This is a genomic window from Dokdonia sp. PRO95 (genome assembly GCF_000355805.1).
GTDB lineage: Bacteria > Bacteroidota > Bacteroidia > Flavobacteriales > Flavobacteriaceae > Dokdonia.
The window spans coordinates 2,098,666-2,113,258 of sequence record NZ_CM001837.1 but is presented as its reverse complement, the minus strand read 5'-3'; the positions used below and the strand labels follow the sequence as shown (position 1 = coordinate 2,113,258).

At 38.6% G+C, this 14,593-nt stretch carries 15 protein-coding genes; 10 read left to right on the top strand and 5 right to left on the bottom strand.

Features of this window, described 5'->3' with window-relative positions:
* The 8 genes from D017_RS09545 to D017_RS09510 all read left to right on the top strand — a co-directional run bounded on the left by D017_RS09545 (position 1) and on the right by D017_RS09510 (position 8,572).
* Positions 1-780 (top strand): class I SAM-dependent methyltransferase, encoded by a 780-nt coding sequence (locus tag D017_RS09545; RefSeq protein ID WP_035336214.1) that lies wholly within the window; start codon positions 1-3, stop codon positions 778-780.
* A 166-nt stretch (positions 781-946) separates the two neighbouring features.
* Positions 947-1,633, top strand: coding sequence for an ABC transporter ATP-binding protein (locus D017_RS09540; RefSeq protein WP_035336213.1), 687 nt, complete (start codon positions 947-949; stop codon positions 1,631-1,633).
* Positions 1,634-1,728: 95 nt separating this feature from the next.
* A complete protein-coding gene (locus D017_RS14970) occupies positions 1,729-2,829 on the top strand; it encodes a pentapeptide repeat-containing protein (protein WP_051583859.1) in 1,101 nt (366 codons plus the stop codon).
* A 48-nt stretch (positions 2,830-2,877) separates the two neighbouring features.
* On the top strand, positions 2,878-3,060 hold the full coding sequence (locus D017_RS09530; RefSeq protein ID WP_035336212.1) for a hypothetical protein: 183 nt from the start codon (positions 2,878-2,880) through the stop codon (positions 3,058-3,060).
* Between the two features lie 197 nt (positions 3,061-3,257).
* The gene (locus D017_RS09525; protein ID WP_035336211.1) at positions 3,258-3,833 is read left to right on the top strand and encodes a cob(I)yrinic acid a,c-diamide adenosyltransferase; all 576 of its coding nucleotides are present in this window, start codon (positions 3,258-3,260) and stop codon (positions 3,831-3,833) included.
* 177 nt (positions 3,834-4,010) lie between these two features.
* Positions 4,011-4,232 carry a DUF2795 domain-containing protein gene (locus D017_RS09520; RefSeq protein ID WP_013751528.1) on the top strand — a complete coding sequence of 74 codons (222 nt, stop codon included), beginning with the start codon at positions 4,011-4,013 and terminating at the stop codon, positions 4,230-4,232.
* A gap of 95 nt (positions 4,233-4,327) precedes the next feature.
* Positions 4,328-7,690, top strand: coding sequence for a preprotein translocase subunit SecA (gene secA / locus D017_RS09515; RefSeq protein WP_035336210.1), 3,363 nt, complete (start codon positions 4,328-4,330; stop codon positions 7,688-7,690).
* Between the two features lie 63 nt (positions 7,691-7,753).
* Positions 7,754-8,572, top strand: coding sequence for a Cof-type HAD-IIB family hydrolase (locus tag D017_RS09510; RefSeq protein ID WP_035336208.1), 819 nt, complete (start codon positions 7,754-7,756; stop codon positions 8,570-8,572).
* Here D017_RS09510 and D017_RS09505 read toward each other — a convergent pair.
* The 4 genes from D017_RS09505 to D017_RS09490 all read right to left on the bottom strand — a co-directional run bounded on the left by D017_RS09505 (position 8,547) and on the right by D017_RS09490 (position 12,167).
* Complete coding sequence (locus D017_RS09505) at positions 8,547-9,227, bottom strand: peptidoglycan DD-metalloendopeptidase family protein (RefSeq protein WP_035336207.1); 681 nt, start codon at positions 9,225-9,227, stop codon at positions 8,547-8,549. The genes D017_RS09510 and D017_RS09505 overlap by 26 nt on opposite strands.
* Before the next feature lie 90 nt (positions 9,228-9,317).
* Positions 9,318-11,030 carry a hypothetical protein gene (locus D017_RS14965; protein WP_051583858.1) on the bottom strand — a complete coding sequence of 571 codons (1,713 nt, stop codon included), beginning with the start codon at positions 11,028-11,030 and terminating at the stop codon, positions 9,318-9,320.
* A gap of 2 nt (positions 11,031-11,032) precedes the next feature.
* Complete coding sequence (locus D017_RS09495) at positions 11,033-11,638, bottom strand: hypothetical protein (RefSeq protein WP_035336206.1); 606 nt, start codon at positions 11,636-11,638, stop codon at positions 11,033-11,035.
* Positions 11,622-12,167, bottom strand: coding sequence for a sigma-70 family RNA polymerase sigma factor (locus D017_RS09490; RefSeq protein WP_035336205.1), 546 nt, complete (start codon positions 12,165-12,167; stop codon positions 11,622-11,624). Before D017_RS09490 ends, D017_RS09495 begins: the two co-directional genes overlap by 17 nt.
* 216 nt (positions 12,168-12,383) lie before the next feature.
* Here D017_RS09490 and D017_RS09485 point away from each other — a divergent pair, with 216 nt between their 5' ends.
* The gene (locus tag D017_RS09485) at positions 12,384-12,917 is read left to right on the top strand and encodes a DUF2383 domain-containing protein (protein WP_035336203.1); all 534 of its coding nucleotides are present in this window, start codon (positions 12,384-12,386) and stop codon (positions 12,915-12,917) included.
* A gap of 71 nt (positions 12,918-12,988) precedes the next feature.
* The gene (gene meaB / locus D017_RS09480; protein ID WP_051583857.1) at positions 12,989-14,035 is read left to right on the top strand and encodes a methylmalonyl Co-A mutase-associated GTPase MeaB; all 1,047 of its coding nucleotides are present in this window, start codon (positions 12,989-12,991) and stop codon (positions 14,033-14,035) included.
* Here the strand turns inward: meaB and D017_RS09475 are convergent.
* Positions 14,032-14,592, bottom strand: coding sequence for a phosphatase PAP2 family protein (locus D017_RS09475; protein WP_035336199.1), 561 nt, complete (start codon positions 14,590-14,592; stop codon positions 14,032-14,034). The two genes, meaB and D017_RS09475, sit on opposite strands and share 4 nt — an antisense overlap.
* Position 14,593: the final 1 nt, after the last annotated feature.

The window sequence follows — 14,593 nt, the reverse complement described above, 5'->3', positions numbered from 1 at the left end:
GTGAACCAGTACAAACACTCCATAATCACCTATTTAAAATGGCTCCCAAAGACATTTCACCTGCATGGGATACATTCTCCGTTTATATTTAAGTTAGAGAAAGAGGTATTGCGTGGCACGTCTGATCCTGCTATTTCACAAAAAATCAACACATACAAGAAAGCCCTACTAGATAACGAGACGAGCATTGAGGTCATGGATTTTGGTGCAGGTTCACGAGTGTTTAAATCGGCTCAACGAAAAGTAAGAGACATTGCTAGATATGCTGGAGCTACTCATAAAAGAGTGCTTTTACTGCAACGTCTTATGGCATATTTTCAACCTAAAGAGGTATTAGAACTTGGTACTTCGCTAGGGGTTGCCACGGCAGCACTCGCTATTCAAAACACAGCACATGTCACTACTATAGAAGGCTGCCCTAATACTGCGGCCGTAGCAAAAAAGGAGCTAGATGCTGCAAACGTGACTAACGTAACGCTTTGCGTAGGAGACTTTAATGATGAGATTGTAAAACACAATCATAAAAAGTTTGAATTCATATATTTTGACGGAAATCACTCTAAGCAAGCCACGCTAGATTATGTATCATCACTTCTTCGCACAACTACAGCAGATACTGTCTGGATGTTTGACGACATTCACTGGTCACCAGAAATGACAGAAGCCTGGCAAACTATTAAGAAAATACCAGAAATATCTGCGACCATAGATGCTTTTCATTTTGGGATGGTATTCTTCAGACCACAGCAGGCTAAGGAAGACTTTTACATTAGACTGTAATGCCATTTCATCACGCTACTAATAGCACACAATCCACTAGGATAGTTATTAGACAATAGCAAATGCTAATTTTAAAACGTTACGGTTCCTATCTACTAGATAATTTTTTACATAAATTGTGTAACATTTAGGCGTTAATCTCTTCTTATAGCAAACCGAACATTCTATGGGCAACCTTATTAAAATTAGAAACATCATTCGTGACTTCCCATTGGGAACAGAAACTGTGCACGTGCTCAAGGGTATAGATCTTGATATTGATAAGGGCGAGTATGTTGCTTTCATGGGGCCTTCTGGTTCAGGTAAGTCTACACTTATGAATCTTTTGGGTTGTCTTGATACTCCTACCGCTGGATCCTATGTTCTTAATGGACGTGATGTAAGCCAGATGACAGATGATGAGCTAGCTGAAGTACGCAACACAGAAATAGGTTTTGTATTCCAAACGTTTAATTTACTTCCTAGAACCACAGCTCTTGACAATGTAGCCTTACCAATGGTTTATGCTGGGCTTTCAAAATCTGCACGTAATGCTCGTGCCGAAGAGGTTCTCACAGATGTAGGTCTTGCCGATCGTATGGACCACAAACCTAACCAACTTTCAGGAGGACAACGACAGCGTGTTGCAGTAGGTCGTGCTCTAGTAAATAAACCATCCATCATCCTTGCAGATGAACCTACAGGTAACCTTGACTCAAAAACTGGTGTTGAGATTATGGCACTTTTTGATGCAATCCATGCTGCAGGAAATACCGTAATCCTAGTAACACACGAGGAAGATATTGCAGAGCATGCACATCGTGTGATTAGATTGCGTGATGGAGTCATTGAGAGTGACACTAGAAATAAATAATTTGCTTATTTCGTGAGTGAATTATTAATCATATTTATTCTCAACATAGGGGCTCCTTTACGAATTTGATAGTATTTTGGTGAAAAATTGCAACTATGAGTTTAATGAATGATGAGCTTAGACAAGCACTCGATAAAAATGAGTTACTAAGTAAGGAAAATGATCTTTTAAAATCACAGCTCAAAGAGCAGTCTTCATCAAATAAAAAAGCAGTTTTTACAACCACACTCAAAGGCATTCATCTATGGGCAGGCGCCGACTTAAAGGAAAGTTTTGATCGCGTATATCATGAGCTACCTAATGTGTCAAAATCTTCATTTGCCCAACTTTCTGCCAGTCTAGTCAAACGCATCACTCGTATAGGTCTATTTACTTTACTATTTGCAGTGATTCCCGTATTCTTAATCTTAATTCAAACAGGCATATTATTCCAGCAGAATAAAAAATTAGACATCCAGAATGAAAGGATACAACAACAAGTCTATCTAGAAGAGGCTAGCAGAAGAAATAACCTAGTCTTTCTCATGGACAATGTACTCGATCAAGTACATGATGAACTACAAAATTCGGCATCCATATCTAAACCTCTTATAGCTCGTATTCAAGCATTGCTCTATGGTTTTAGACCTTATCGCTTTCTAGAAGATGAAATTCTCACAAAACCGCTGAGTCCAGAAAAAGGACAATTTCTACTCGCCATTATTAATAGTGGGATGAACAAGAAAAGTCTTCAAAATATTTTTACCACATCCTTTAGTAATGTGTATTTAAAAAGAGCTAATCTCTTTGGAGCGCAACTTGCCAATATTGATATGCCCGATGCAGATCTATCTTATGCAGACTTATGGAACGCAAATCTAAAAGGAGCAAATCTCAAAAACACTGATTTTACGAGATCTCAATTAAACAACGCCATTCTTACAAATGCAGACCTTAAAGGCGCTCAACTCAATGGGGCTACTTTAATCAAAGCGGTACTAGACGGTGCTTTCTTAGAAAACACAAAACTAGCTGATAGTGATATGAGAGGCGTCTCTCTTATAAACGTTCATGTAGATAGTAAAGACTGGTTAGAAGAATTAAAAGACGCAAATGTCTTAGGAGCAGATGAGCTCATTGCAACTTACCAAGTACAGGGACCTGAAAGTAATGAAGAGAATAAACAGTACTTTGTCGTATCTTTAAAACAAAAATAAGGGTAAGTAATATTTATGAAATTACTATCACTCTGAAACCACATGAATATGGATTTTTTTGATGACCTCTCCCCTACCACACAGATTATAGTCAGTATTATAGGTGTATCGCTTCTATTTCTTCTAGTATTTGCAAATAGCAAACGTAATACTGCAAATCAACGAGGGAGAAGAACACGTAAATTTGGTGAAGGTCTGAGCAAGAAAATGAAGGAAAGGGAAAACAAGTAACTCTTTTACATACTACTCGTAAAATTTGTAAAATTCTCGTCATGCATATGACAATCTAAAAACACAAGTGAATCCTATTTTTAAAGCAATGCTATTTGGAGCACTTATGGCTATAAGTTACCGCGCCATGAGCACCATTAAAAAGAAATCTCAATCTTAAACACTAGTATTAGACACTAGTTTAGAAAAAAAAGATAATGAAAGTATACACAAAGACTGGAGATGCAGGAACTACCGCTTTATTTGGCGGAACGCGCGTCCCAAAACATCACATAAGAATAGATAGTTATGGTACTGTAGACGAGCTTAACTCGTTTATAGGGCTAGTGCGCGATCAAGAAATTGATGTACGCAGCAAAGAAATACTCACGCATATCCAAAATAAACTATTCACTGTAGGTGCTGTACTGGCAACAGATCCAGAAAAAATGGTACTCAAAAATGGAAAGGATAGACTCAATATTCCAAAAATTAATGAAGAGGACATTGAACTGCTAGAAAAGGAGATAGACTGGATGGAAACAACGCTACCTCAAATGACACATTTTGTACTCCCTGGCGGTCACACTACCGTGTCATATTGTCACGTAGCACGTACGGTGTGTAGACGCGCAGAACGTTTAGCAACAGCACTTTATGAGCTAGAGCCGTTTGACAAGCATACACTTAAATACCTTAACCGCCTTTCTGACTACCTATTTGTGCTGGCACGAAAGTTGTCTAAAGACTTACAAGCAGATGAGGTTAAATGGATACCTACAAAGCTAGATTAAGAGTACCGATTACAGAAAAAGCACTATTAAGAGGAAGGAAAATTTTCGCGAAAGCGAAATCCACCACTTTACAAGGTCTGAAAGCCACGTTCTTACATTTATTTTGAAATAATCACCAATTCACTTGCATTTCTGCCTAGAAAAATTATTTTTGCACAAATTAAAAAAACAAATGCTATGTACTGGACACTTGAACTAGCTTCTTACCTAAGTGACGCGCCTTGGCCTGCTACTAAAGATGAGTTGATCGATTATGCGATTAGAACAGGAGCACCACTTGAGGTTGTAGAAAATCTACAGGCTATTGAGGATGAAGGTGACTCTTATGATTCTATCGAAGAGATCTGGCCAGACTATCCCTCAGACGAGGATTACCTCTGGAACGAAGACGAATATTAAAAATATACCCGTTAAAACACTAAAAAGTCTCTCTATGAGGCTTTTTTTTTGATTAAATTTACGGGTTCAAAATTGACATAAAACAACACCATATTATGGGATTTTTAGATAATGTATTAAAGATTTTTGTAGGCGATAAGTCTAAACAAGATGTAGGAGCAATCACTCCTATTGTAGCCGAAATCAAAGCCCACGAAGCAGCTTTAGAAAAATTATCTCTGGATAGCTTACGCGAAAAAACTCTTGAATTCAAAAGAACGCTAGCCGCTGCGCTTAAGGAAAATACAGACGCTACCGAAGCGCTAAAAATCAAAGCCGAGGCTACCGAAGATATTGATGAACGTGAGGACGTTTATGCAGAAATTGACAAGCTTAAAGACGAAGCATACGAAATATCTGAAAAAACACTCACCGAAATATTACCGGAGGCTTATGCCGTTGTAAAAGAAACTGCAAAACGCTTTACTAATAACACAGCACTTGAGGTTACTGCCTCAGAGTATGATCGCTTACTTAGTGGCACAAAAGATTATGTGACATTAGAAGGGGATAAAGCTATCTGGTCAAATAGCTGGGATGCTGCTGGAAAAGAAGTAACATGGGATATGATTCACTATGATGTACAGCTCATAGGTGGTATCGCAATGCACCAAGGAAAAATTGCCGAGATGCAAACGGGAGAAGGTAAAACACTTGTGGCTACCTTACCAGTATATCTCAACGCACTTACGGGGAATGGAGTACACCTAGTAACCGTAAATGACTACCTAGCAAAACGTGATAGCGCGTGGATGGCTCCTATATTCCAGTTCCATGGGATGACAATAGATTGTATAGATTATCACAGACCTAATAGCCCTGAGCGTCGTGCAGCATATGCGGCAGATATTACTTATGGTACAAATAACGAATTTGGTTTTGACTACCTACGTGATAATATGTCACATAAACCTGAAGATCTTGTACAAAGACCTCCTAATTATGCGATTGTAGATGAGGTAGATTCTGTTCTTGTAGATGATGCACGTACACCACTTATTATTTCTGGACCTGTACCTAAGGGAGATGTGCATGAATTTAATGCGCTTAAGCCGCAAATTGAGAAGATTGTAAACATACAACGTCAGGAGCTTGTAAAAGTACTTCCAGAAGCAAAAAAACTTATTGCTGCTGGTGACACAAAGGAAGGTGGTAAACAACTCTTACGAGTATACCGTGGGTTACCTAAAAATAAAGCCCTTATAAAATACTTGAGTGAAGAAGGAATACGTCAATTATTACAAAAGACGGAGAACTTCTACATGCAAGATAATAACCGTGAAATGCATCAAATAGATGAGGCACTATACTTCACGATAGACGAAAAGAACAACCAGATTGAACTTACTGATAAAGGGATAGAAACACTTTCTGGAAAAGAAAACCCTGATTTCTTCACAATGCCTGAGATAGGCCTTGAGATAGGAAAAATAGAGGCAAAAGGATTATCACCAGAAGAAGAAGCTGCAGAAAAAGAAGAGCTTTTTAAAGATTTTGGGATTAAGTCTGAGCGTATCCACACCATGAACCAATTGCTTAAAGCATACACTTTATTTGAAAAAGATACAGAGTATGTAGTAATGGATAACAAAGTAATGATTGTAGATGAGCAAACCGGTCGTATTATGGACGGTCGTCGCTACAGTGATGGTCTACACCAAGCGATTGAGGCAAAAGAAAATGTAAAAATTGAGGATGCTACACAAACTTTTGCAACGGTAACACTTCAAAATTACTTCCGTATGTATCGCAAGCTATCTGGTATGACAGGTACAGCGGTAACAGAGGCTGGCGAACTTTGGGAAATCTACAAACTTGACGTTGTAGAGATTCCTACTAACCGCCCAATTGCTAGAAAAGATAAAGACGATTTAGTTTACAAAACTAAACGCGAGAAGTACAATGCAGTAATTGATGAAGTAACAGAGCTTTCTAAAGCTGGACGTCCTGTACTAATTGGTACGACTTCTGTAGAGATATCAGAATTACTTGGAAAAATGCTTACACTACGTAAGATTCCTCACAATGTACTTAATGCAAAGCTCCATAAAAGAGAAGCAGATATTGTTGCAGAGGCTGGTAATCCAGGCGTGGTAACTATTGCTACAAACATGGCAGGTCGTGGTACAGATATTAAATTATCTGACGAAGTAAAAAAGGCCGGTGGTCTTGCCATTATAGGTACAGAGCGTCATGACTCTCGTCGTGTAGACAGACAGCTACGTGGTCGTTCTGGACGTCAAGGAGATCCAGGAAGCTCACAGTTTTATGTATCTCTTGAAGATAACTTAATGCGTTTATTCGGTTCTGAGCGTATTGCAAAGATGATGGACAGAATGGGTCTTAAGGAAGGAGAAGTTATCCAACATGGAATGATTTCAAAATCTATTGAGCGTGCCCAGAAAAAAGTAGAAGAAAATAACTTTGGTGTACGTAAGAACCTTCTTGAGTATGATGATGTGATGAATATGCAACGTGAGGTTGTATATAAGCGCCGTCGCCATGCACTTTACGGAGAACGTTTACGAGTAGATCTCGCAAACATGATTTATGATACTTCTGAGGTAATTGTAGAGTCAAACAAGCAGGCTCAAGATTACAAGAACTTTGAGTTCGAGCTCATCCGTTATTTCTCAATGACGAGCCCAGTGAGTGAAAGTGAGTTTGCAAGTAAATCTGCAAAGGAGCTTACAGATATCATTTACAAAGCCTCTTTTGAGCACTACAGAGAGAAGATGACTAAGAATGCAGACCTTGCATTCCCTATCATCAAGCGAGTGTATGAAGATCCTGCTGCAAAGTTTGAACGTATTGTTGTTCCTTTTTCTGACGGAAACAAAGAGCTACGTGTAGTAACAAATCTTAAAGAAGCTTACGAGACTGATGGTAAGCAACTAGTAACAGATTTTGAAAAGAATATTACTCTTGCCATCATAGACGACGCTTGGAAAGATCACCTTCGTAAGATGGATGAACTTAAGCAGAGTGTTCGCCTTGCTGTACACGAGCAAAAAGATCCTTTACTCATCTATAAGTTTGAAGCTTTTGAGCTTTTCAAAACGATGATTGATAAAGTAAATAAGGACGTAATTTCTTTCTTATTTAAAGGAGAAATTCCACAAGGCAACCAGCAGCAAGTAAGTGATGCTTCTCAAGTGCGTGAAACTCGTGAACAAACACAAACTCAAAAGGAAGAAATTCCTAATCTTGATGAGCGTTCTACGCAGGCAAGAGCAGCTGGAAACACACAGCCACAGCAACAACAAGTAACAGAGACTATCGTAAGGTCTCAACCTAAAATAGGCCGTAATGACCGTGTAACTATTAAAAACGTGATGAATGGCGAGACTAAGGAAGTAAAGTTCAAACAAGCAGAACCACTCCTTGCAAAAGGACAATGGGTAATTGTACAAAACTAACTACCACTTTTGATTATATAACAACGGCGAACTTTTAAGTTCGCCGTTTTAGTTTCTTACATTATGGAAAACACTATAAAAATACTATGTTCAGATATAGACGGTACGTTATTAAATAAAGAGCGCTGGTTAAGTGAAGAGACTGTTTACGCTTTCGCGAAAGCGGGATTACCCCTCATTCTAGCATCCTCAAGACCGCCGCAAGCTATGCGGTACTTACAAGAAGGTCTGGGCAACCTAGGTGAGTCTCTAATAGCTTTTAATGGCGGGCTTATTATAGGCAAGGATAACACGGTTATAGAAAGCAACACCTTCCCTACTTCGCTACTCGATAACTTAGTACGTCATCACGCTGAACATACTTATAACCTAAGTATTTATAGTCATGAACACTGGTTTACAGATAGGGAAGATGAGTGGAGCTTGCGCGAAATAAACAATACCAGTGCAACTCCAGTATATCAAACAGCCTTAGAAAGTCTCGATTTTTTAAACAAGGAGCATCTTGGAATCCATAAACTCATGTGTATGGGTAAGCCAGAAGAGCTTGACGAAATTATAGAACTTCTCACGCCCGCTTATAAAGATACCGTACACTTTTATCGCTCTAAGGATACGTATCTCGAGATCACTCCAAAAAATATAGACAAAGCAACTGCTTTGAAAAAACTTTTACTAGCCCAATATGGCTATGAGATGAGTGAAGTAATGGCTTTTGGCGATAATCATAATGACGATGAACTCATAAAAAAGGTAGGACTAGGTGTTGCAGTAGCAAATGCCACAGACACCCTAAAGTCACTAGCAGATTATGTGAGTCCTTTTACAAATAAAGAACACGCCGTTGCGCAAGCGATTAATAAATTTTTAATAGCAGATTAGGGTCTGGGCAGTTATTCTTGTAGAAATCTAAGGTATTCTGGCTTCCTACGCCTGCATAATCTCCTTCCTTGCCTTCCATGTCTATCACAATTTGAAAATGCAGGTGCGGCGCATAATCACCATTAATATCTGGAGCACCCAAAGTTGCTATAAGCTCACCTGCTGCCACCTTTTGCCCTACTTCCTTACCTTCTAGAGAAGACAAACTCAGATGGCCATACAAGGTGTGAAATGTGTGCTCCCCTATCTTATGTTTTAAGATTATGGTAGGACCATAATCACCAAAATTCTCATTGCGCTTAAAACTATGTATCTCACCCTCTAAAGGACTGAGCACCCCTGTACCTTCATCACACCACAAATCAATTCCTAGGTGGATATTACGCTTGTCCTTTGGATCTGTAGCTTGAAAATAATCTGATCGATCATATAGTGGACGCTGCTCCAGATAGCCACCATAAGCAACTTTAGCATCATTTTGTGCGAGATACGCTTGTAAAAAATCATGATGATCATGCGGCCGCGTGAGCATATCAATATCTAGATCCTTATTGGCTGTAGACAAATCTAATGGAAAGTAATCCTCCTTTTGAAAGGTAGGATTTATGATGGGTGTGAATTGCTGTGTGAGCGAACTTAAAAAAGTGTTATTCATAGAGGGTCTATTACACCATAAAAGTACTTAATCTAGGGTGAACACAAAAAGCAGCCATAGCTGCAAAGTAATCAATTATATAATCTTTATTTACTGTAGTACTACGTCACTATACTTAGCATTGATAGTGATGGTATTTGCACTACTGCGTGATTTATGAAAACCATTTACCATCTCTGTAGATCCATTCTTCATAGACTGTGTCTCCAGCTGTTTTGGAATAAAGAAGTCATTATGATCTCCGCTATAATTAAAATTAAAAGCAGATTGTGGTAATCTCATTGAGAGATCACTATTCTCAAGAAAGATAGTAAGCGATCCAAAGTTATCACTCACTTGGGGTATGGATAGCTTACCAAATGATCCAGATATCATCCCAGCTCCATCAATCCGATTTATATTTACATTACTAGAGTTTGACGTTACCTTAATGTTATTTGCAGTTGAGATGTTACATTCTTTCACATGATTCACATCAAGAGTTCCCTCGTTCCAGTTTGCAACCGCAACTGGGCTATAAGAAACATCGAAGGAGGTTTGCCCTCCATCGATGTTTGTTGCTACAAGGCTTCCATGTGAGATTGTAGCTTTTGCATTATAAGCATCTGCCATTCTCACTTTACCATAACGTACATTTAAATCTAGCTCTGCCTTTTTAGGCATCTTGATAATTATTATACGTTTTACATTTTTATTTGACTTTTTTGACGCACTATTTTCAGAATCCCAATTAAGGCTAAAGTGGCTACTCTTGTTTCCTTTTTCATCCTTAGTATGTTTTTCTTCCCATTCTCCATCGTGCTCTTCTGCCCAGCGCTCCATTTTCTTTCCAAAGTTTTCACCCCACTTTTCCATGTCTTTCCCAAAAGATTCTCCCCACTTCTCCATAGACTTGCCAAAGTTCTCTCCAAAAGATTCTCCCCATGCTTCCATAGACTCACCAAAGTTTTCTCCCCAGTCTTCCATCTTTTTTCCAAAATCCTCTCCCCAAGCCTCTACATCATCCAGCCATTTATCTACCTCACGTACACTTACTCTTGTGTTGTACTTTCTGTTTAGCTTGTTTACATATGCCTGTTTGTCTTTTTCATACTCATCACTATCAAAGGTCATATTACCTCCGCTTTTAAAAGGCCACCTAGGGATCCCAGAACGTTCTACTAAGCGCTCACTCCAGTCCTCAGACTTACGCTCAAACTCTGCGCTCCATCTCTCCATTTTTTCTTCAAACTCTGGGCCATAGCTTTTATCCACTTGTTTCTCCCATCTATCGAGATAAGCTCTTCCCTCTCTTTTGTAGGCTTCATGGTCAAATTTCATCTTTCCCATTTCCTCATAAAACTCATCTGGTAATCGTTGTCCAGATATTCCTTCTAACAGAGGCCCTACAAGACCATTCATTACCGGCTCCACTAGGCTAAGCGATTGACCTATAATTTCTCCAAGGTCTAGATCAAGATCTAGATTGAGGTTACCTATATCATTTCTATCATACACCTTTGCGTCGCTATAACCACCTTTACTAGTAATGCGCACATTATTACTATTACCTGACACATTTAAGTCCCATGATTTGAGAGCAGTACTAGCATCTTTACCTTCTACATAAGCCTCTACAGATACTTCATTTTTATTCCATGTTTCAAAAACTACATCTGCATAGCGTGTATCTACTGTGATAGACACATCCTTATTAACTGAGAAGCGCTCGTTTAGTTTTTCTTTTTTGCTTTGTGCAAATACACTTCCAGATGCCACAAAAAGCAGCGCTAGGAAGGTCCAAAATATGTTTGACTGTTTCATTTTTATACGGTTTGAATGGCTGCTTCTTGCTGAGCAGCGTTTTTCATTTCTTTCAATTTTGACTTGAGCTTTATCATAAGCTCTACACGTAATTTGAGATTCTCAATCATCGCACTTACCATTTCATCACTTACTCCACTTTCGGTAATCTCACGATTGAGGCTCTTGTACTCTTCATCCAGATCAGACAGTTGCTTCATAAAAGCATCTATAAGTTCTTTGTTATCATCAGTGATTTCTAATCTCGCAATCTCAAGATTTACACTTGCGAGGTAATAATCCTCCACTCGTTTAAATTCTGGTGAGATGGCGCTTAGTAACACTTCTGGTTCTGCACTTTGTTTTTCACTTGTCTCTACCTCTACTATTTGTTGATCTTCCGCTTTCGCGAAAGCGTTATTATACACCATAAATACAATTCCACCAGCTACAATAAGTACTGCTGCAATTTTCATCCATAAATAGATACCTCCTTTAGCCGAAGTTTTTTGCTCCTGAATAGGCAAGCGCTCTTCAAGTAAATTCTCAAAGCGACGTGTATGTCCCTCGCGCAGTGATTCCTTACTGTCGCTATCATTCTTCATGAGCTCTCTAATATCCTGTGCCATAATTAAGCGTCTTTAATTGTTGTTGAAGTTTTTTCTTCCCGCGGTGCACCAGCGTTCTTGAAGCCACTTCTGTAATCTGTAATATTTCTGAAATTTCCTGATGATCATAACCCTCTATTAAGAATAGCATAAGAGGAAATTTATACTTTTCAGGAAGTTCGCTGATAACGTTTTTTACATGTTCTATAGTAACGTCGTCTCCTACATCCCAACCGTCATCATCATCCACTTTGCCCATTACCTCTTCATTAAGCGGGATAATCACTGCTTTCTTTGCCTTGATCATATCGAGACTTTTATTAATCACGATACGCTTAAGCCAGGCTCCAAAGGTGACTTCTCCAGTAAACTGATGCAGCTTTGCAAAGGCATTTATAAACCCCTCATGCATCGCTTCCTCTGCTTCAAATGAATTTTTTAAAAATCTAAAGGCGACGTGGTACATACCATCACAATACTTATTGTACAGCTGCAGCTGTGCCTTGCGATCATTAGTTTTACATTTTTCTATGATTTCAGTAACTAGCAAAATGGTTGGTTGGTTTTGATGGTTGTGATTGCTATTCTCTCTAAAGACGATACTATTTTCTTTATGTTGCAAATGACCTAAAAAAATACGACATTAACAGAAAATTAAGATAATCTATGATTTTTGAATAAACTATTCTTAAATATAGAGGTATTAACACTAAGTTAGTACACGTACGTTTAATCCTGAATTATATTTGACCATAACAATAGCCCTATGAAGCACCTTGACTTATCGTACGAAAAATTAAATGATCTACTAGATGAATGCTTCTGGGCAGAGCGACGCTACTTTAATGCCGCAGAAGATATCCAGATTACAGAATACAAGCGCTTTTTGAGTCATGAAAGTGTGAATAGAAATCGCTTTTGCCATAAAATAGTGGAGCGTATGTCGCAAGAAGGCATTGAACCGAGTAGATTAGACATCGTAAAAGGAAATTCTAATCGCGACTGGATTGAAGTAAAAGCTGCGCTAGAAAATAGCAAACCAAAATATCTTATAGGAGAATGTATGGTACAAGATGAAGTTGTACTTAACTTACTTAAAGATATTATAGACGATGGATGGCTTCCAGTAAATATTTTAGAAGTACTTGTACCTATGGAATTCCAGATGAAGCAATCACACATCGAACTCTTGAAGCTCAAGAAAAAGATGAAAAAAAAGAAACAAAAGGCAAAAGAGAAAAAACTCAAGAAGAAAAATTCAGGAGTTATAGATTTTAAAAAAATGAATGCTTCAAAATAAGTTAAACCACCAAATGGTGGTTTTTTTTTGATGTAGATGTATGTAGAAAGTAGTAATTTGGCATCACCATTGTGAGCGACAAAAACACATCCATAAACAAGAGTATTAATCCTGCATTTTACAAAAAAAGTAAAAGGCAAGGCACTATTGATGTATCACAACTGGCCCAGCTATTAATTGCTGGTAATATCACTGCATTATCACAAGGAATCACTTTAATAGAAAGCTCGGTTCAAGAGCATCAAGTAAAAGCACAACAACTTATAGAACTGTGTTTACCTCATGCCAATAAGTCTGTTAGATTAGGAATCACAGGTGTTCCTGGTGTAGGTAAGAGTACGTTTATAGAAAGCTTAGGAAACTATCTTACAGACCAAGGTAAAAAAGTAGCTGTACTTGCGGTAGACCCTACGAGCTCTGTTTCTCATGGTAGTATCTTAGGTGATAAAACGAGGATGTATGAGCTATCTCAAAACCCTAATGCATTTATACGTCCTAGTGCTTCTGGAGATTCTCTAGGTGGCGTTGCTCGTAAAACTAGAGAGGCAATCATATTATGCGAAGCCTCAGGCTTTGATACTATTATTATTGAAACCGTAGGTGTAGGTCAGAGTGAGACGGTAGTACACTCTATGGTTGATTTCTTTCTACTACTAAAGCTAGCAGGAGCAGGAGATGAATTACAAGGAATTAAACGCGGGATTATAGAAATGGCAGACACCATTGTAATCAATAAAGCAGATGGTGGTAATGAAAAGGCAGCACGGCTGGCTAGATCTGCTTTTGCAAAAGCATTGCACCTTTTCCCTCCAAAGCCTAGCAATTGGGCTCCAAAAGTTATTACTTGTAGTGCCTTAGAACATTCAGGAATTTCAGATTCTTGGGACTTAGTTTCAGATTACTGTAATCATACAAAGGCCTCTGGATATTTTTCCAAGAAAAGAGCAGAGCAGAACAAGTTTTGGCTATTACAAACTATAGAGAACACTCTTAAGGACACATTTTATAATAACAAGGATGTGAAGTCAACGCTTCCCGAGATTCTTGAAAAAGTGGCTTGCGGCGAGGTATCACCTTTCAAAGCTGCAAAATCACTGATAGCAACCGCCGATTCTTAAGCCCACTTTGCTACAGCCCACTGCTGTAACTTATAGATTGCGAAGCCTATAATCGCTCCTATTACCCAACCTGTAAGCACATCACCTGGATAATGAACACCTACATAAATACGGCTATAACCTACCATCGCAGACCAAAATAGCAGTATGAAAATTAAATTTTTATGTGTAGATTTTAGAGCTAGTCCTGCAAATACAGCCACTGCCATACTATTACCCGCATGCGCAGAATAATAACCATAGCGCCCACAGCGCTCTGCTACATATCTTATAATTCCTTTAAAGTCTTCTACCCTACAAGGACGTGGTCTTTCAAAACCATGCTTAAAAGCATTTGCTAGTTGGTCTACACACGTAATGAGTAACGCAACCGCTACCACTGTTATCAAGGTTCCCTTTACACCAAACTTTTTATAAATAAAGAAGAGTAGCAAGGCATATAAAGGAATCGAGCTAAGCTTATTTGTAACAATAAGCCAGAATTGATCCCACGTAGGTGATCCTAAACCGTTGAGGAAAAGAAAAAACTCTTGATCGTATTGGATAAGTTGGTCCACC